This window comes from Streptomyces sp. NPDC017529, from assembly GCF_044329785.1.
Taxonomy (GTDB): domain Bacteria; phylum Actinomycetota; class Actinomycetes; order Streptomycetales; family Streptomycetaceae; genus Streptomyces.
Genome location: NZ_JBIRJY010000011.1, coordinates 15,346 through 33,580, shown reverse-complemented (window position 1 = coordinate 33,580; position 18,235 = coordinate 15,346). Strand labels below are relative to the sequence as shown.

20 protein-coding genes and 1 pseudogene are annotated in these 18,235 nt (G+C 71.2%); 13 read left to right on the top strand and 8 right to left on the bottom strand.

Annotation, left to right across the window (positions count from 1 at the left end; translation table 11 throughout):
• The first annotated feature begins 33 nt into the window (after positions 1-33).
• The 4 genes from ACH4K4_RS25655 to ACH4K4_RS25640 all read left to right on the top strand — a co-directional run bounded on the left by ACH4K4_RS25655 (position 34) and on the right by ACH4K4_RS25640 (position 3,342).
• Positions 34-1,029 (top strand): LacI family DNA-binding transcriptional regulator, encoded by a 996-nt coding sequence (locus ACH4K4_RS25655; protein WP_398170373.1) that lies wholly within the window; start codon positions 34-36, stop codon positions 1,027-1,029.
• A gap of 207 nt (positions 1,030-1,236) precedes the next feature.
• Positions 1,237-1,530, top strand: a complete 294-nt coding sequence (locus ACH4K4_RS25650) for a hypothetical protein (protein WP_398170372.1) — start codon at positions 1,237-1,239, stop codon at positions 1,528-1,530.
• 290 nt (positions 1,531-1,820) lie between these two features.
• The gene (locus ACH4K4_RS25645) at positions 1,821-2,570 is read left to right on the top strand and encodes a glutamate racemase (protein WP_398170371.1); all 750 of its coding nucleotides are present in this window, start codon (positions 1,821-1,823) and stop codon (positions 2,568-2,570) included.
• A gap of 145 nt (positions 2,571-2,715) precedes the next feature.
• Entirely contained in the window at positions 2,716-3,342 is a 627-nt protein-coding gene (locus tag ACH4K4_RS25640) for a hypothetical protein (RefSeq protein WP_398170370.1), read from the top strand.
• Positions 3,343-3,408: 66 nt separating this feature from the next.
• On the opposite strand, the gene ACH4K4_RS25635 is transcribed toward ACH4K4_RS25640, so the two are convergent.
• The 5 genes and pseudogenes from ACH4K4_RS25635 to ACH4K4_RS25615 form a co-directional block, all read right to left on the bottom strand.
• Entirely contained in the window at positions 3,409-3,897 is a 489-nt protein-coding gene (locus ACH4K4_RS25635) for a GNAT family N-acetyltransferase (RefSeq protein ID WP_398170368.1), read from the bottom strand.
• Between the two features lie 63 nt (positions 3,898-3,960).
• Entirely contained in the window at positions 3,961-5,127 is a 1,167-nt protein-coding gene (locus ACH4K4_RS25630) for a serine hydrolase domain-containing protein (RefSeq protein ID WP_398170367.1), read from the bottom strand.
• Positions 5,128-5,277: 150 nt separating this feature from the next.
• Positions 5,278-8,421, bottom strand: a complete 3,144-nt coding sequence (locus ACH4K4_RS25625) for a BTAD domain-containing putative transcriptional regulator (RefSeq protein WP_398170640.1) — start codon at positions 8,419-8,421, stop codon at positions 5,278-5,280.
• A 142-nt stretch (positions 8,422-8,563) separates the two neighbouring features.
• On the bottom strand, positions 8,564-8,953 hold the full coding sequence (locus ACH4K4_RS25620; protein ID WP_398170365.1) for an ABC transporter permease: 390 nt from the start codon (positions 8,951-8,953) through the stop codon (positions 8,564-8,566).
• A gap of 111 nt (positions 8,954-9,064) precedes the next feature.
• A pseudogene (locus ACH4K4_RS25615) lies at positions 9,065-9,127 on the bottom strand (JmjC domain-containing protein); the annotation flags it as partial.
• Between the two features lie 92 nt (positions 9,128-9,219).
• Between ACH4K4_RS25615 and ACH4K4_RS25610 the strand changes: the two are divergent.
• Complete coding sequence (locus tag ACH4K4_RS25610) at positions 9,220-9,651, top strand: hypothetical protein (RefSeq protein ID WP_398170364.1); 432 nt, start codon at positions 9,220-9,222, stop codon at positions 9,649-9,651.
• Between the two features lie 100 nt (positions 9,652-9,751).
• Positions 9,752-10,282 carry a VOC family protein gene (locus ACH4K4_RS25605; RefSeq protein ID WP_398170362.1) on the top strand — a complete coding sequence of 177 codons (531 nt, stop codon included), beginning with the start codon at positions 9,752-9,754 and terminating at the stop codon, positions 10,280-10,282.
• A gap of 233 nt (positions 10,283-10,515) precedes the next feature.
• Here the strand turns inward: ACH4K4_RS25605 and ACH4K4_RS25600 are convergent, their stop codons facing one another.
• Complete coding sequence (locus tag ACH4K4_RS25600; protein ID WP_398170360.1) at positions 10,516-10,797, bottom strand: hypothetical protein; 282 nt, start codon at positions 10,795-10,797, stop codon at positions 10,516-10,518.
• 58 nt (positions 10,798-10,855) lie between these two features.
• Here ACH4K4_RS25600 and ACH4K4_RS25595 point away from each other — a divergent pair, with 58 nt between their 5' ends.
• Entirely contained in the window at positions 10,856-11,089 is a 234-nt protein-coding gene (locus ACH4K4_RS25595) for a hypothetical protein (RefSeq protein ID WP_398170359.1), read from the top strand.
• Between the two features lie 64 nt (positions 11,090-11,153).
• Complete coding sequence (locus tag ACH4K4_RS25590; protein ID WP_398170639.1) at positions 11,154-11,849, top strand: polyprenyl synthetase family protein; 696 nt, start codon at positions 11,154-11,156, stop codon at positions 11,847-11,849.
• 129 nt (positions 11,850-11,978) lie between these two features.
• On the opposite strand, the gene ACH4K4_RS25585 is transcribed toward ACH4K4_RS25590, so the two are convergent.
• Positions 11,979-13,262, bottom strand: coding sequence for a hypothetical protein (locus ACH4K4_RS25585; protein ID WP_398170358.1), 1,284 nt, complete (start codon positions 13,260-13,262; stop codon positions 11,979-11,981).
• A gap of 230 nt (positions 13,263-13,492) precedes the next feature.
• Positions 13,493-14,437, bottom strand: coding sequence for an AEC family transporter (locus ACH4K4_RS25580; RefSeq protein WP_398170357.1), 945 nt, complete (start codon positions 14,435-14,437; stop codon positions 13,493-13,495).
• Between the two features lie 354 nt (positions 14,438-14,791).
• On the opposite strand from ACH4K4_RS25580, the gene ACH4K4_RS25575 reads away from it, so the two are divergent.
• The 5 genes from ACH4K4_RS25575 (at position 14,792) to ACH4K4_RS25555 (ending at position 18,096) form a co-directional block, all read left to right on the top strand.
• Complete coding sequence (locus tag ACH4K4_RS25575; protein ID WP_398170356.1) at positions 14,792-15,157, top strand: hypothetical protein; 366 nt, start codon at positions 14,792-14,794, stop codon at positions 15,155-15,157.
• Positions 15,158-15,206: 49 nt separating this feature from the next.
• Positions 15,207-15,848 carry an SRPBCC family protein gene (locus ACH4K4_RS25570; RefSeq protein WP_398170354.1) on the top strand — a complete coding sequence of 214 codons (642 nt, stop codon included), beginning with the start codon at positions 15,207-15,209 and terminating at the stop codon, positions 15,846-15,848.
• Between the two features lie 274 nt (positions 15,849-16,122).
• Entirely contained in the window at positions 16,123-17,394 is a 1,272-nt protein-coding gene (locus tag ACH4K4_RS25565) for a TolB family protein (protein ID WP_398170352.1), read from the top strand.
• A 59-nt stretch (positions 17,395-17,453) separates the two neighbouring features.
• On the top strand, positions 17,454-17,858 hold the full coding sequence (locus ACH4K4_RS25560) for a VOC family protein (protein ID WP_398170350.1): 405 nt from the start codon (positions 17,454-17,456) through the stop codon (positions 17,856-17,858).
• Between the two features lie 40 nt (positions 17,859-17,898).
• Positions 17,899-18,096, top strand: a complete 198-nt coding sequence (locus ACH4K4_RS25555; protein WP_398170637.1) for a DUF1048 domain-containing protein — start codon at positions 17,899-17,901, stop codon at positions 18,094-18,096.
• Positions 18,097-18,235: the final 139 nt, after the last annotated feature.

Below are 18,235 nucleotides of genomic sequence, written 5' to 3'. Positions count from 1 at the left end.
GTCTAAACGTTTAGATGCCAGAATGCAAGCACGATGACGAAGCGAGCGAACAAGGCAGCAACCCTGACGGACGTGGCCCGCAGGTCCGGGACCTCGACGGCGGTGGTCAGCTATGTGATGAACGACGGACCCCGCCCGGTCGCCCCGGCGACCCGCGAACGGGTCCTGGCCGCGGCGGCCGAACTGAACTACCGCCCCAACCGCATCGCCCGCGCCCTGCGCTCACGGACCACCGGCGTGGTCGGCCTGGTGCTGGCCGACGCCTCCAACCCGTACTTCGGCGCCCTGGCCCGGCACATCGAGCAGGCCCTCGGCAAGCGCGACAAGCTCACCCTCACCGGCAACGCCGGGTACTCCGCCGACCGCCAGAGACACTTCGTCGAGCGCTTCCTCGCCGCGCAGGTCGACGGCCTCGTGGTCGTCTCGGCGGACGGCGGCACCGACGTCGCCGCCGAGGCCGGGACCCTCGGCGTCCCCGCCGTCTACGTCCACAACCGCCCCGGCGGCGGACGCGCCCCGGTCGTGGCCGCGGACAACGACACCGCCGTCCAAGAGGCCGTCGCCCACCTGCGTACCCACGGGCACGCCCGCCCGGCCTTCCTCGCCGGCCTGCACGACACCGGCCCGGTGGCCCAGCGCCTCGCCGCCTGGCAGCGCGCCGCCGGCACCGACGGCACACTCCTGCGCTCGGACTACGCGCGCGCCGCGTCCGCCGAGCTGACCCGGCGCCTCGCCGCCGAAGGCACGCTGCCACCGGCCCTGGTCACCGCCACCGACGAACAGGCCATCGGCGTCCTGGCCGGCGCGTCGGCCGCCGGGCTCTCGGTACCGGGCGACCTGGCCGTCGTCAGCCTCGACGGCTCCCCCGACAGCGCTTACACGTCCCCCGCGCTCACCGCCACCGAACAGCCCCTGCACACCATGGCCGAACAGGCCGTAGCCCTCCTCCTCGACGGCACCCCTCCTCCGCCCGCGCCCCGCGCCTCCTTGGTGGTACGGCGCAGCTGCGGTTGCACGGGCGGAAGCTGACGCGGACTCACGCCAACCGATCCCACTGGCTCAAAAGCACCCAAGGCGGCTTTTCCGGTGGAGCGCCGGACAGGCGCGAAAACCTCAGGCGACGGGGCGGACCAGCAATGTGTGCCTGGGCACTTCGATCTCTTCATATACAGTGATCGACTGTTATCAGCCACCACCAACGGGCCCACGCGGCCCGCCACTTGGAGTAAAAACCCCATGCGTCGACGTTTCACCACACTCGCCGTTTCCGCTGCCATAGCGGGCGGCGTCCTGTTCTCGGCCGTCCCCGCCGCGCAGGCCGCCCCCGTGTCGGCCCGTGGCCAGATCACCTGCCACATCTCCCAGATGCAGCAGCAAGTCAACGAACACAAGAGCAAGGCCGCCAAGCTGGACGCCCGCGGCCAGCACGCGGCGGCCAAGAAGGAGCGCGCGAAGGCGCGGGCCATCGAAAAGCGGATCAAGCAGTGCCAGGACGCGGACAACAACAACCCCGGCCCCATCGGCGGCTGAGTCCCAACCACTGGTTCACTCCGGGGCAGGCCCGCAGACGGCCCCGGAAGTGAACGAGCCCCCGCCCGGCGATCGCCTCGCCGGACGGGGGCTCTTCCCGTTCCCGCGGCCCCCCGGCCGGTCCGCCGCTTGTCCTGCGGAGCGCCGACCATGCCATTCTTCCCGGATTGGCCAGGTCGCCCGGGCCCCGCGTCGCGCAGACTCGCCACCAGTGGCACCGAAGCACCGACACACCGGAGGCACCAGGCATGGCGCAAGGCCCCAGGCACCGCTACGAGGACGGCGGCCGAGTGAAGATAGCGATCATGGACGTGGGCATCGGGCTGCTGGCAGCGGCGTCCGCGGTGCGCCGCCTCCGTCCCGACGCCGATCTCGTCCTCTCCTCGGACCCCGACGGCATGCCATGGGGCTCGCGCCCCCCTCAGGACATCACCGCCCGCGCCCTGGCCACCGCGGAGGCAGCCGCCGCGCACCGGCCGGACGCGCTGATCGTCGCCTGTAACACCGCCACCGTGCACGCCCTGTCCGCCCTGCGCGCCCGCTTCGAACCCGGCCTGCCGGTCATCGGCACGGTTCCGGCGATCAAACCGGCCTCGGCGGGTGGCGGACCCATCGCCGTCTGGGCCACTCCCGCCACCACCGGCAGCCCGTACCAGCGCGCACTGATCCGAAGGTACGCCGGCGGCGTGACCGTCACCGAAGTGCCGTGCCCCGGACTCTCCGACGCCGTCGAGCGCGCGGACGAAGCGGCCGTCGCCCTCACGGTCGCCGAGGCGGCGCGGCGCACCCCGGACGACGTCGCGGCCGTGGTCCTCGGCTGCACCCATTACGAACTCGTCGCCGCCCACATCCGCGCGGCCGTACGGCGCCCCGGCCGGCCGGCGCCCGTCCTGCACGGCTCGGCAGGCGCGGTCGCCGCCCAGACACTGCGAAGGATCAGCCTGCCACCCGCTCCCGAGGCTCCCGCCGAGGGCACCTTGACCGTGCTGCACAGCGGACGCGAGACAGCGCTCCCGCCCGCCCGGAGGTGCCTCTCTTGAGCCGGCATCGCAAAGGCAGCCGCCGAGGAGGCCGGGTGAATGCCAGGGTCATGCCAAGAAGCGGGTGATCACGGGCTACCCTGCGGTGATCCACTTTCGCGCGGCGTGCTCGACGCGCGGGCGCACCACAACGAGGGAACCCTTCATGACCACGCCTCCCCCGCCGCAGAACGGCGGCTACCCGCCCTACGGACAGCCCGGCCAACCCCCGTACGGCCAACCCCCGTACGGCCAGCCTGCGTACGGGCAGAACCCGTACGGGCAGAATCCGTACGGTCAGGCGCCGCATCCGCAAGCCGCCCACGGTCAGCCCGGGATCCCGCAGCAAGGCAACTATCCGCCTGGTCCCCTGCCCGCCGGCCCCGCGCCCACGGGTCCGAACCCGGGACAGCGGCCCCCGCGGCGGGTACGCATTCCCGGTATCGTCCGCGCCCTCGTCGTACTGCTGGTCTTCGGCGGGGTGGCGGCGTGGGTGGTGCTGCACCAGGACGAGTACAACGCCGAGAGCAGGAAGAAGCCCAAGGCCGACCCGCACAGCGTGACGAACGCCAAGGTGGGCGACTGTCTGCGCAAGACGGGTGGCACGGACGCCGAGCCGGAGCTCGAAATCCTCGGCTGCGGCGCATCGGGGGCGCAGTTCAAGGTGGTCGAGATGAGGCCGCAGGACGGGTGCGAACCCGGGCAGGGCCTCTACCGGATGACCGACAAACACCACTTCGAGGTCGTGAGCTTCTGCATGACGCGCCTCGGCGGGGCGTCCGCTGCCCCGTAAAGCTCAGTTCGACCGGCGGTCCTGCCGGTTCAGCGGCCTGGGCGCCTCCCTCCAGCGCCCAGGCCCTCAGAGCGTGCGGCCCGGCACCGACTCGTAGTACCGCACGCGTTCGTCCTCGCCGACCAGGCGCATGCCGGCCGCGGCCATGACGTGCTGAGATGCCACGTTGTCGAGGTCGGCGTCGCCTTTCACACAGGTGATGCCGGTCTCCCGTGCGTAGGCCAGGAGCGCCCGAAGGGTCTCTGAGGCGTACCCCTGGCCCCGGACCGACGGCACCAGGCCGTAGCCGATCGTGACGCTGCCGTCCGCGCCGGCGGGGCCGTGGAAGTCCGCCCCGCCGATCGCCAACCCATCGGTACGGCGCCGGATCTCGAACGCACCGGGGTGCCGGGCGCCGTCCCCCTCCGTGCACGCCCGCAGAAAGCGCCTGGCCGCCGCCAGGTCGTCGTCCATGGGGTATTCGGGAGCCCACCGGGCGCTCTCGTTCCGGGCGCCGGCCATCAGTTCCTCGGCCTCGCCGACGCTCAGCCGATGCAGCACGAGCCTCTTCGTCACCAGATCTTCCATAGTGATGCTGAGTACCACGCGCTCCGGGCGGACCGCACGTCGTTTTTCTGCTTACAGCCCCTGGACGGGCGGGATGCCGAACTCCGCCTCCAGGGCGTTGAACAGTACCTTCCAGGTCTTGAACTCGGTGTTGGTGTGCACCGCGATCGTCCGCTCGCCGTCGGGAGTGCCGACGGCGGCGAAGTGCGACCCCTGCATGCTGCCGCCCATGCCGCGAAGCGTCAGCCCGCCGGTCACCGCCGGGTCCAGCTCGAAGACGCCGAGACCGTACGCGGCGTGGGGTATCCAGTTGCCGCCCTCGGTGGAGACCAGGGACCACATCGCGCGGTGCTGGGCCGGGGGCAGGAGGCTGCCGGACGCGAACGCGTTGAACACCCGGATCATCTCGCCGGTCGTGGAGATGACATTGCCGGCCGACCAGGCCCACGAGCTGTTGTACTCGGTGGTGTCGAGGGGCGGGAGGCCGGGCTCCTCGAACATCGACCACCAGTTGTCGGCGGTGACGTCCTCGGGGTTGGCGCCGTCCTTCAGGAACAGGCCCGAGTACGCCCTCGGGTGCGGCTCGGGGTAGCCGGTCTCGTCGGCGGGGCGTATGTAGGTGCGGGTCAGGCCGAGGGGCTCGGTGATGGTGCGCGCGACCTCCTCCGCGTAGGTGTTGCCGGTGACCTTCTCGATGATCATGCCGGCGAGGTAGAAGCCGCCGTTGGAGTAGGCGAAGGCCGTGCCCGGCTCGTGGATGGGCGGCTGGGACACCGTGAGCTTCAGCAGCTCGTCCGTGCTCCAGGCGTCGAAGCGGTGCTCGGCGAACGCGGAGCGGGTGGCGTAGCGGCTGGACAGTTCCGGCGCGAGGCCGGTGACGAACAGCCCGCTGGTGTTGCTGAGCAGCTGCCTGATGGTGATCTTGTTGCCGTCGTAACCGTTGACGTTCAGCGCCCCGGGCAGCCACCGCTCCACCGTGTCCTCGATGCTCAGCCTGCCCTCGGCCTCCAATTGCAGCACCGTGGCGGCCGTGAACGCCTTGCCGGCGCTGCCGACGTGCAGGTGTTCGCCCTCCTGGCGCGGGCGTCCGGACTCGATGTCGGCCACTCCCGCGGAGCCGAACCAGGTCCCTTCGGCGTCCCTGACCTCGGCGACGATGCCGGGCACGGCCACCTCGGCCACCGCCCATTCGAGCATCTGCCGGAGCTTTTCGCGCCCGGTGCTTACGGAGTTCGTCATGTCGGTTCCTTCCCTTGCGGGCGCCGCGGGGTCCCCTGCTGGGGCCCGGCGGTCCGCCCGCTGCTTCGGTACGGGAACGACCTTGCCGACCGGTGATGACAGGGTTCTGATCAGGCGCTGACAGACCGGGTGGGCCGCTGTCAGAGGCCGTCATCCGCCGCCGGCTGCCTGGAGGAGGCGGTCGAGGGCCTCCTGCCGCGGCATGGCGGCGCCCCGGCCGTACGCCTGCTCGTACTCCGCCCGGCCGAGCCGTCGCGCGAGTCCGGCGGCGAGTTCGCGCAGCTCCGGATCGCCGTCGTCGAGGGCGCCGCGGATGGCCTGGCTCGTGCCGAGCGCGGTGGCCGCGCCTGCCGGGTCTCCCTCCGCCAGCAGCAGCCTGGCCAGGTACTGGGCGGCCGGCGCGATGTTCCGGTGGGCGAAGGCCGCCCGGACGGCCCGGGGCAGCAGTTCGCGTGCCCGTACGGTGTCGCCGGCCGTCAGGAGGACCGCCATCCGCACCGGTGCGATCCAGTCCCCCACCGCTTCGTCGGGCAGGGCCGTCTCACGGCCGAGCGCCTCCATCCGGCTCAGCTGCCGCTCGGCGCGCTCCGGCTCCCCGGCGCGGCGGTGCAGGTCGGCCCGGCAGGCCAGGGCACCGATGCGCTGGAGGACGTCGCCGCGTTCCCCGGCTGCCTGTTCGGCCCTGTCGATGTCGTGCCGGGCGCCCTCCAGGTCGCCGCCACGCATCCGTTCGGCGGCAATCCCCAGCCGGTACTGGACCTCGTCCTGGGGTACGAGTGCGAGCCCGCGTCGGTAGGCGGCGACCGCCTCGTCGTGATCACCGCGGACGGAGTGCACCTGCGCCACGCCCGCCAGCGCCATCGCCGTGCACAAGCGGTCACCCGACGCCTCGAACTCGCGCAGGGCGCCGGCCGTCGCGTTCGCGAGTCCCTCCCAGTCGCCGCGGTCGTGGCATATGAAGGCCTCCACGAGGAACGTGCAGGCGACGGCCCACCGGTCCGGGCATCCGCGTACCTCCCGCATCCGGCGCTCGACCAGTTCGTCCAGGCCGAGCAGGTGACCCAGCCCCAACGTCGCCGGCAGGACCGTCGGGTAGCGCTCCAGCGCGCCGGTGCGCGCGCAGTCCTCGATCACGGCACGCACCCGCTCGGCGTCGGGTGCGGGCTCGCCCGTTCCGGTCAGCAGGATCGCGGTGAAGGCGGCCCTGGCGTCCTCGGGCAGCGCGTCGCCCAGCTCGCACACCCCGGCCACCAGGGCCTCCGCCCGTGCGTCGTAGCGCAGTGTGTTCCAGTACCAGTACAGCGGGCCGAGGAGCCGGGCCGCCGCGTCCGCGTCCCGCCCGTCAACCGCCGCCCGCAACGCGAACACGAAGTTGTCGTACTCGGCTGCGAAGAGCGTGAACGAGTCCTGCTGCCGGGCGGAGCGCAGCAGCGGCCCGTGTTCCTCGGCGACGCCGGCGAAGTGGCTGACGAGGCGGTCCCGTACCGTGTCGCGCTCGCCCGCCTGGAGGAGTTGGCCGGTCGCGTACGCCCGGACGGTCTCCAGCATCCGGTAGCCGTCCCCGGCCCGCTCCACGAGGGATTTGTCGACCAGCGAACCGAGCACGTAGGGGACGTCCCCGGCGGGCAGCGCGCCGTCCGAGCAGACCGCCTCGACCGCCTCGGCCCCGGTCGGCGCGGGGAAGACCGCCAGCCGCCGCGCCAGCACCCGCTCCTGGCCGGTCAGCAGCCCCCAGCTCCACTCGATCACCGCGTACAGGGTGCGCTGGCGCGGCTGCGCCGCCCTGTTGCCCGTGGACAGCAGCCGGAACCGGTCGTCGAGCCGCCGCGCGATCTGCTCGGCGCTCATCGACCGCAGCCGGGCCGCGGCCAGTTCCAGGGCGAGCGGCAGCCCGTCCAGCCTGCGCACCACCTCGCCCACCGCCCGCACGGTGGACGCGTCGAGCGCGAAGCCGGGCCGTACGGCCGCCGCCCGGTCGGCGAAGAGCCGCACGGCAGCCGACGCGCCGGCCTCGGCGGGGTCCGCTTCCCGGCGGGGAAGGGGCAGCGGGCCGATGCGGCAGAGCGCTTCGCCCATGATTTCCAGCGGTTCCCTGCTGGTGGCCAGCACGGTCAGCCGCGGGCGCCGTTCGAGCACGCCCTGCGCGAACTCGGCGACGGCCTCGACGAGATGCTCGCAGTTGTCCAGGACGAGCACGGCCTCGTCCCCGCCGAGCAGGTCGGCCACCTGGTCCAGCGGCCCCGTCCGGCCGCCGCTGAGGGGCCGGGAGGTGTTCGGGGCGCTGAGCGTGCCCAGCGCCGCGTCGGCCACCCCGTCAGGGCCGTGCGCCCCGGCCAGCGGGACGAGCCACAGCCGGCCCTGCCGGTGGGCCCGGTGCCTGGACGCCGCCTCCACGGCCAGCCTGGTCTTGCCCACGCCGCCGGGTCCGACGACCGTCACCAGCCGGGAGGTCTCCATCAGCCCGACGAGCAGCGCCATTTCGCTGTCCCTGCCGACGAACGAGGTCAACCGCGCGGGCAGGCGACCGGGGGCCGGTCCGGACCGCGCGGCGGGCGGCTTCTCCTCGCCGCGCAGCACGGCGAGGTGGGCTTCCCGGAGCGCGGCCGAGGGATCGACGCCCAACTCGTCGGCGAGCCTGGCGCGTACGTCCTCGAACACGGCCAGTGCGTCGGACTGCCGGCCCGCCGCATGCAGGGCGCGCATGCGCAGCGCGGCCAGCCGTTCCCGCAGCGGGTGGTCCGCCGACGCGGCCTGGAGATCGGCCAGGATCTCGGCATGACGGCCGAGCCGCAGCTCCGCCTCGCAGCGGTCCTCAAGTGCCGTGGTCCGCAGCTCCTCCAGCCGCGCCCCGGCCGTACCGGCGTACGGGGCCTCCCGTACGTCGGCCAGCGCGGGGCCGCGCCACAGCGCGAGCGCCTCGCCGAGCAGGGAAGCCGCCTCCTGGGACGCCCCCGCGGCGAGCGCACGCGCACCCCGCGCCGCCAGCGCCTCGAAACGGGCGGCATCCACGTGCTCCTTCGGCACCGCGAGCCGGTAGCCCGCCGGTGCCGACTCCAGCAGCACGTCGTCCGGCAGTGCCTTGCGCAACCGGTACACCAGCGCGTGCAGCGAGTTGAGCGCGTCCGAGGGAGGGCGCGTACCCCACAGGCCGTCGATGAGCGCGGCGGGCGACACCAGGTCACCCGCCGCCAATGCCAGCCGGCCCAGCAGCATGCGCAGTCGCGCGCCCCCGATGCCGACCGCCGTCCCGTCTCCGTCGAAGGCCGTGACCGGCCCGAGCACCGCTATGCACATCCCCACCGGCCCAGTATCCCGGACGCGTGATCACGCGGCTGCCGGGAGCCTGGCCGTCCGGCGAACCAGCCTCGGCCTACTGCCGACATGCACAATTACATGAACTGCTTTGTGAACTGCCGCAGTCGCCGGCGGGCGGGCGTCAGTCCCAGTGCTGTTTGACCGCCTCTCCCTTGAACCGCCACGCCGCGAGGGCGGTGAACAGCACCGCGAAGGCGCACAGTGCCCCCGCGCAGGGAAGCACCGCCGCCACACCTCCACCGTTCAGGATCGCCTCACGAAAACCGCGGCCCGCCCAGTACACGGGGGTGGCCCGGGCGACCCAGCCCAGCCATTGGGCCATCAGCTCCGTCGGCACCAAGGCGCCGCCGAACATCACCCAGACCAGGGTGGTGATCCGCTCGTAGGCGAAAGCCTGCCGACGGGTACGGGCGACCGCGCACAGCGCCAAGGCGAAGGCGACCACGCAGGCGGCCAGGGACACCATCACGACCGGCAGCGCGAGCGGGTTCCCGCGCACCTCCAGGCCCATGACCACCCCAGCCGAGCCCGAACAGGACGGAGCACTGCGCCACGACGAGGACCAGGCCCGGTGCCACCTTCCCGGCCAGGAGCTCCATGTCCCGCAACGGACCGCGTGCCATCACCCACGCGGCAGGTACAGCACATCGCCAGGCCGCAGGACGAGGTTGGCCACCGGCTCGCCCCTGACGCCAGACGTACAAGCGGCTGCGCACCGTCGGCCTGAGGGCGACCCAGTTCGTGCAGTGCGGTGGCGGCCGGGAGACGGTGGTCACCGTGCCGATGAAGCGCGGGCTGGTCGCTCGTGATGCGATGGACCTGCCGGTCGCGGACGGGCACGCCGTGCTCGCCGACCACCTGCGCCAGGAGCTCATCGTGCTCCTGGCCGGCGGCCGAGCCAAGGTTTGGGAGGGTGTGGCCGGCGTACGGGTGCTCTCGCGCGGCTGCTGGCTCCTGGCGCCCGCACAGGGGCGGGACGGCTCGCTCGCATCCGTCTGGCTGAGCCAGCCCGGAGGATCCTCACCACAGTGGAGCGACTCGGGCGATGGCCCCTGTCTCGGCGACGTCCAGGTCGCCGTCGACGTCCGTGAGCTGCGCGACGCGCTCGCCACGGTCGACCGCCCGACGGGCTCTCCGTCGGGCGGGCGGACCTCGGTGCCCGGGGCGCCGAAGGATCGCCACCCCGGGGCACACAATGGCCCGAATTGATTTAGCATTCAACCTAATTGAGCGGCATGCTGACCACTAGGTCGGCGACCACCCAGGTCACCAGCCCAACACCCCAATCCCTCACGGGAGATGACTTGACATGAGCGAAATCCTGCCGCTCCGCCTCCACCACCACGCCTGGATCACTGACGACCAGGAAGCCAACCGGCGCTTCTACGAGGATGTGATCGGCCTGCCCCTGGTCGCCACGTGGACCGAGCGCGAGGTGCTGTTCGGAACCGAGCGCGTCTACAGTCACACCCTCTACGGCCTGGCCGACGGCAGTGCGCTCGCCTTCTTCCAGTTCGCGAACCCCAAGGACCAGGAGGAGTTCAAGACCGACATCAATTCCACCCCCGTGCGCCACATCGCCTTCAAGGTCGAGGCGGAGGCCCAGGAAGCCATGCGCGAGCGCGTCACCGCGGCCGGCCATGCGGAGACGAACGCCCATGTGGTCGACCACGGGTACTGCGTCTCGCTGTACATCACGGATCCCAACGGGCTGATACTGGAGTTTGCTGTCGACCACCCCGACGTGGAAAAGATCGACGCCGAGCGGCGAGCCACAGCACACGACGACCTCTCCCGCTGGCTCGCCGGCGACCACACCAGCAACAACCGCTGGCGCTGACCGCTCGTCCGGCTTTGACCGTGCTGGACCGGGATGGCGGCATCTCGGAAGTGGTCCAAGTGGCTACGTACGTGAGTCGACGAACAGCAGCCGGTGTTCCCGGACGTCGTGGGCCGCGCGGGCCCGTACGACGTCGACGTAGGACATGTACCGCGCTACACCGCTCAGCGCCACGGCGCGTTGGACAGAGCCGCGCCGCGGCCGCTGCGTCCGTCCCGGCGGTAACCCGGATCTCATGGGACGTCGCCGTCCCAGTCCCACCGGCCCGTATCTGTCGGCCGGGGCTCGTACAGTGCCCGGCCGCCCGCGCCGAACTGTCCGATCTCCGTCATCAGCGCGGTCCCGGTGGCGATCTCCTGCGGCGTCCAGCCGGTGATGTCGAGCAGCAGTCCGTCCAGCGGCCCGCCGATCAACTCCGCGTACGTACGGCCCGGCCGCGGCCCCGGGTGCGGGTCGTCGAAGTCCGTTCCGTAGACTCGGCCACGCAGCAGCCCCTCGTCCCTGCCCCTGTCCATAGCAGCCAGACTCTCAGCACCCACCGACAACGCAGGCGCCCTTCACTCCGGTCAGCGAATGGTGGACCGGCTCGTCGGCTTCGGGCGGCGGTCAGCGGCTGAACACCTGTGGGTAGCGGGTGCGCCGGCGGTGGTAGTCGTCGACGGCGAGCTCGTACCACGGCTCGCCGCGCTTCAGGCGCGGCAGCGTGGTCGCCAGCACCGCGATGGTGATGCCCTCGACGTCGCGGGCGAGAGCTTCCAGGCGGCGCTGGAGGAGGTGTTCGGGCAGGCCGGTCAGGACGACGTGTAGGGTCGGGAACAGGCGGCTGCGGGTGTAGCGGTGGCGGGCTCAGAAGCCATACGAGCGGCCGACGCTGGCACTGCTGGCCGCCGCTGCCGCCGACCGCGCATCGGCCGAGGCCGCCATCCCGGGCGCCATTGCGGTGGAGGCACTCCACAACTGCGCGTTCCTGCTGGACGACGTGATGGACGGCGACCGCTACCGCAGGCAGCGCGAGACGGCCTGGGTGGTGTTCGGGAAGGGCATGCTCGCCGACCAGGCCATCGACCTTCAGATGGAGGGCGCGAGCGAGGTGACCGTCGAGCGCTGCCTGCAGATGACCGATTGGAAGACCGTCTCTCTCATGCATTGCGGCGCGACGATGGGCGCGGTGCTCGCCGGCGCGTCGGCCCGGGTCCTGTCCGGGCTGCGGACGTACGGGGAGTGCCTGGGCGTCGCGTTCCAGGCGCGGGACGACCTGCTGGGCATCTGGGGAGAGCCGGACCGGACGGGAGGCCGGCCACCGGGCTTCGACCTGCGAGCCCGCAAGGCCACTCTTCCCGTGGCGTGCGCGCTGCACGAGGGCGGCGAGACCGCGGACGAGCTGCGCGAGCTGCCGGCCCGCCCGGAGCCGGGCGACGACGATGTCGCGCGGGCCACGAAGCTGGTCGAGCAGGGTGGTGGCCGCGACCGGACCGCGAGCTGGCGTCGTCCAAGGTGGACGACGCGGTGGCGGCCGTGCGGGCGTTGGACCTCCCCGGCGACATCCCCAGCGGGTTCGTGGAGATAGCGGAGCTGGAGTGCCCCGACTACTGAGCCGGCCCGGTGCCCGCCCCCGGGCGGCAGGTCCGAACCGCGGGGTCCCGGACCGAACCGTCCGGGACCCCGCGGTCATATGCGTCTTGCGGCCCGGAGTCCGCTACTCCGTCAGCGACTTGGCGTAAAGACCGTAGAGCTTCTGGTACACCTCGTCCTGCGCCGGGATGAGCACCAGTACGCGAATGGTCAGTTTGCCCTTGGCCGGGACGATGTGCACGCCCTCGGGAGGCGAGCCGAGAACGACGTTTCCGTCGGATCCGTCACCGACGATCAACCCCCAGAAGCTGGCCTCGAATTCCGGCGCCAGTACCGAACCGTCCGGGAGCTGGCCGAATCCGACATTCCAGTGCTTCACATCGGTTTCCCCGGCGTACATGGTGACGTCGTAGGAGTAGATGTACTTGTGGGTCTGCCAGTCCTGCCAGGAGGAGTTGAACGTGAAATCGACCTTGAGGTTCTTGTTGGCCGCCGTGAAATTCACGGTGTCCGGCTCGGATTCCTGACCGCCGCGCACGGCCTTCGCCGTCACGCTGTGCTTTCCGAGCGGCCAGCCGCCCTCGGGGGCGTGACTCCACAGGTTGCTGATCACCCTGGCGGTGCCGAGCTGGGTGCCGCCCTCGGCGAGCGTCACCGTGTCGGCGTTGAACGCGACGCCGTCCACGGTGGCGCCGCTGTCCACCTCGGCGCCCTCCATGGGAGACCTGATGTCCACGACGGGCGTCGGCAGGGTGACGTAGAAGCGCAGCGGCGCCTTGCCGGAGAGCACGTCGTCGCGCACGGCGATGGCGGAGAGGTCGTGCTGCCCGAGCGGCCAGTCGGCGTCCGGGGCGTACTCCCACTTGCTGTCCTTGACCGGGCAGGTGCCCAGCAGTTTGGTCCCCTCGTAGAGCAGTACCTGCTGGACGTCGGGGGCCGCGTTGCCCTGGACCGCCTGCCGGCGGTCCTGGGTCTGCGCGCTGGGGGCCGGGGCGGTGAACACCGGGAGCGGCACCGGCTTGTTGAAGGCGAGTGCGGACTGGGCCTGGTCGTTCCAGGTTCCGGTGGAGCTCCCGGAGAGCGGGGTCCGCGTCAGGTCGGCGATCGAGGAGTCGGCGGGGACGGGCAGCTGTGAGCCGCCCTGGTTGACCCTCGTGAAGAGGATGTTGTCCCGACCGGTGTTGTTGACGACGCTGCTCACTCCGTCGTCGCTCTGGTCGAACCCGTAGTCGCTGAAGTTGTTCGCCGTGCCATTGGCCGGAATGACGAGGATTTTGGTGCGCGGTCCTCCCACGTTGAAATTGACGTCGGCGAACAAGGAGAAGGCGTTCTTGGGGGCGGCGTCCTTCCCCCGGCCGGTGATGACGTACGGTTCGTCGGCGGACTTGCCATTTCCGTTGACAGTCACTCGCATCCCCATCTCGTCGCTGTTTCGCTCACCGCAAGGTTGCTCGCGGCATGTGGCGCCGTCAATTGCGGAAGGCTTGTTCGACTGCGTTCAGGCCATAAGGGATGATGGCTGAATTTCGAAGCGGCGAATTACCCTTCGACGAGCCGGTGTTCGGGCGCGTCACCGGGCGCGGGCCCTCCCCTGCCGGCCTCCGGCGGCTCCGGCGCGCGGTCCGCAGTCCGCGGTCCTCAGGCCGTGGCCCACTGCGCCCACAGGGGTAACAGCAGCAGCGTGACGACCGAGCTCTTGACGACAAGGGCCGCGGACATGTCGACCGCCACGTCGTAGCGCTGGGCGAAGATGAACAGATTCTGCGGGGCCGGCATCGCGGCGAGCAGGACGAGGTAGTGCAGCCAGTCACCCTCGACACCGAAGCCGTAACGGGCCACGCCCAGAGTCATGAGGGGAAAGCCCACACATTTGAAGGCGACGATCCACATCTCCTCCACGGTGGTGCCACGCAGCGTCAGCCCCATGCCGCCGAGGTGCAGCCCGAGGGCGAACAGCGCCACGGGAGAGGAACTGTCGCCGACGAACGCGAAGCTGTCGAGGACGAATCCGGGAAGCGGCACCGACAGGAGGTTGAGCGCGATGCCCGCGTTGCAGGCGAGTACGACGGGCGTCGTCAGCGAGGCGGCGAGGGCCGCGAAGAGCCGCGTACGCAGAGAGCCGCCACGGTCGGGGCGCCCCAGCTCCATGATCGAGATGATGACCAGGGACAGTACGCAGACCTGCAAGAGCAGCACGGGGAAGATCGGCGCGGCGTTGCCGAACAGCATGATGAACACCGGTACGGCGAAGTACGCGGTGTTCACCTGGACGGCGGCCATGATGCGCAGCGCCAGGCCGCGCGGGTCACGCACACCGAAGGCCCGGCTGAGCGCACCGGCCAGCACGACGGCGAGGCCCGCGGCGGCCGCGTAACCCGCGATGGCCCGCCAGTCGAACAGGGCTTCCAGGTCACTCCGGTAGATGTTGCCGAACAGGAAGCACGGGACCGCGAAGAGGAAGGTGTAGTCGGCGAAGACCTTGGAGCTCTCGGCCGGCACCACCTTGCGTCTCGCGAGGACGGTCCCGCACCCGAAGGCGAGGAGCACCGGCGCCATCTTTTCGAGCGCGTCTACCGCCTCCATGCCCGCACCCCGGCCGACGTGACGGCGACGGGCGTCGCACCCTCCCCGCGGCACGCCGAAGCGGCCGAGTCCTCCCCCATAGGGCTGTTCCTACCGTTCTCGTTCAGCCGCCTTGCCCAACGGCAAGGCCCGGGAATCCCCGTCAACCCAAACCAAGATCCACGATCTTGTGAGGCCCATCGAATCGGCATGCGGGCGGCCACGTCCAGGGACGACGTCTGTGGCACGCGTCACGCCCGAAGGGGCGCCGGGGCCTTCGCGGGCTCTTTCGCGCACCCATTGCCCTCCGACCGACCCTGGAGTTATAGCCTATAACTGAAGTAATAACTTCAATCATCGCTGAAGGACAACGCCATGACCACCACAATCGAGTCACCTCCCACCCCCACACGCCGGCGCGTCCCACTGCCGGTGACCCTTGCCTCCTGGGCGGTTCCCGTCCTGGTGGTCGGCCAGTTCGCCCTGATCGCGATCCTCCCGCTCGCGATCGCGTCGGCCGGCGTGCTCCGCCACGTCCGCGACCGGGCCGTGCGCAGGGCGGCCGCCCTGCTCGCCGTCGGCTACGCCGTCCCGCTCGCCCTGTGGCTGACGCGGCCCGACGGCGCGCAGAGCCTGTCCAAGGACATGCATCCCGCGTTCACCGGACTGATCGTCGCCGCGTCCGCCGCCCTCCTCGTCACCCTTCACCGGGCCCGCCGCCGGCCCCTCCCCGCACGCTGACTCGCACGCGACACACCACGCCCGCCCAGCAACCGACAAGGAACCCGTCATGCCCGGCATCCGCCACACCAGCATCCGCGCCGCCCTGTCCACCGTCCCGCTCGTCGTCGGTGTCCTCGCCACCACCGTCACCCCCGCCGGTGCCACCGCCCCCCGTCCCGACACGTCGCCGCTGACATGCCGCGGGCAGGGTGTCGACCCCGACGCGCTCATTCGGCACCAGACCGAGACCGTCATCCACGCGCCGCTGCAAACCATTTGGAAACTGCATACCGACGTGGAGCGCTGGCCGTCCTGGCAAGCCCCCGTCACGACCGCGGAACGCCTCGACCACGGCCCCCTCCGCAGGGGTTCGGTCTTCCGGTGGACGACCCCGGCGCCCCCAACCCCCACCACTCCCGCCACCACCCTGGAAATCACCTCGACCGTCGAGCAGCTCAAGCACCACTCCTGCATCCGCTGGACCGGCCCTGCGGTCGGTGACGGACTGCGTATCGACAACGGCGTTCACGTATGGAACTTCACCAAGGTCAAAGGCGGCGTCCGGGTGAGCACCGAGGAGACCCACACCGGCGAGCAGGTCGAATCGGACGTTCCCACCGCGACCAGGATCCTCCGCGAGGGCCTCGAACAGTGGCTGCGCGACCTGAAGACCACCGCCGAAGCGCACGCCCACCACCAGCAGCACTGATCCACCCGGAGCCACCGCTCTCACGTCCCGCCCCGGTCACCCACCAGGACGTCCACACTCCCTGGCGGGTGACCGGTTTTCGCGGCCATGCCACCCCACCTTTCAGGCCAGAGGATCAGAGGGCCAGAGCGACGGGCCAGAGCGGCGGATGGGATGTCCGGAAAGAGGAGCGGCGCGCCGGAGTCGGCGGTGCGAGGGTGTCCTGATGTACCCCGGTGCGGGCTTGCCCGGGGACCCTTCACTCGGGGGGGGGACCATGAGTGCTCATGAACGCGTGAGCCCTGGAAGCGCGCTGGTCTCGGCACTGGCGGCGGTCTTGGTGGCGGTCGTGGTGGCGGTCGGTGCCGCGCCCGTCGCGGCAGCCCCGGCGGGCATGGCCGGTCCGCGGTCCGGCGACAGGCCGCCACGTGTCGAGCGGATCAGCGTCACCGAGGAGGGCGCTCAGGGAGACGGCATCTCCTACGCCCCATCCCTCAGCGCCGATGGTGGCATCGCCGCGTTCTCCTCCCAGGCCACCAACTTCCCTCCGGGCGGCGTGCAATACCAACCCCACGTCTTCTTGAAGTACCTGCGCACCGGTTCCCTGACCCGGGTCGACGCACAGGACGCCGGCGCGCCCGCGAAGGCCTGGACGGACGAGCCCGCGCTGAGCGCCGACGGCCGCCACCTGGCCTTCGCCTCCATCTCCCGCTACGACGACGGACGGCCCGGCCCGCCGGGTGAGGTCGCCGACGTGTACGTACGGGACGTGCGCACCGGCCGCACCGTCAAGGCGAACGTCGGCCTGGACGAGGGCTACGGCATCGTCTCCCGGTCCCCCTCCCTCAGCGCCGACGGCCGTTACGTCGCCTTCGTGGCGGACGACGCGCCGTGGTACCCGCTCGGCGTGCGGGGCGAGGTGCGCATCTACGTCAGGGACCTGGTCAAAGGCGTCACACAGCGGGTGAGCGCCCCGCCCGCCGACTGGGCCCGTGCCGCCGCCGGCCCGAGAATCAGCGCGGACGGCCGCTTCGTCGCGTACGGGATGTACGTGTCGAAGGTGTCCGGGCCGCCGGTGCAGGACGTGTACGTCACCGACCGGGCGACCGGGCGGACGCAGCAGGTCGACGTGCCGTACGACGGAGCGGGGCCCTCGGACCGGATGTCCTCGCCGGCCGGCATCAGCCCCGACGGCCGCTACGTCCTCTTCGAGACCGCGTCCGACAAGATCACCCCCGGTGACACCAACCGGGAGCGCAACGTCTTCGTCCGCGATCTGCACGGCGCCACGACCTGGCGGCTGGACGCCACCGCCCCCGGGGAGAGCACCTCGGCGGGCACCATCAGCGCCGACGGCCGGCACCTCGTCTTCCACGACGGGACGGGGCTGAGCGTACAAAACCTCGAAACCGGGGACAGGCGACACGTGCTGGCCCCGGGGACAGGGCGGCACGGAACGGCCGCACCCGACGCGCACGCCCGGCGGATCGCCGTCTCCTCCTGGGCCCCTGACCTGGTGACCGGCGACACCAACAATGCCGAGGACGTGTTCCTGCTGCACCGGTAGCCCACACCACCTGCGCGTACGGACGGCCGCTGACGCAGAACCCGGGAGAGGAGCGGTTCATGATGGGGAGCAAGCAGCTCAAGGTGGGCTTGCGGGTCCGTGATCTCAGTGCGTCCGGCGACTTGTACCTGCGGCTGGGATTCCGGGAGTTGCCGAACCAGGAGCAGCCACATTTGCGGTATCTGACGTACGGGCACACGTGGTTGATCCTGTCGGACCTCGATGCGCACGGGTATCCCGACGCGGAACGGGAGCAGGCGGTCAAGGCCGGTCCGCTGGGTCTCGGCTTCGTACTGGCCATACCGACGCGCGACCTGGACGCCGTGTACGCCTTGTGGCGACAGGAGGGGCTGCCCGTGACGTTCGAGCCGGCAGAGGCCGGGTGGGCGCGGGTGTTCATGGGCCTGGACCCGGACGGCTACGAGGTGCTGTTCGAGCAGTTCGAGGAGCCGGAAACCCGATAAGGCGGCCCACCGGAAAACTCCCCCAGGGGCGGCGACCCGTCTGCCGGCAGGCAGGGGGCAGAGCGTCCACGAGGTGCTCGGGGACGACATTGAGCGCTTCTGCGCGGCACTGGCCGGTGAAGAAGGGGCCCGGAACCACCGCGACCGGTGGCGCGAGCACTTGAACAGGAACGTCGCCAAGAACCTGGCCGACGGGAGCGACCCAACCCCCGGCAAACCCGTGCACTCGGGAAGGTGACTTCGGTACGTAACTCCGCGCGGCCTCCCGGGCTGCGGCTATCAAGGCAGCGACGGCACACGGTGACGTACCGCCGACGCGGCGCGCGGCCGGGACGCTGAGGTGCCACAAGCCGCGGACCCGCGCCCGGGAGGACGTA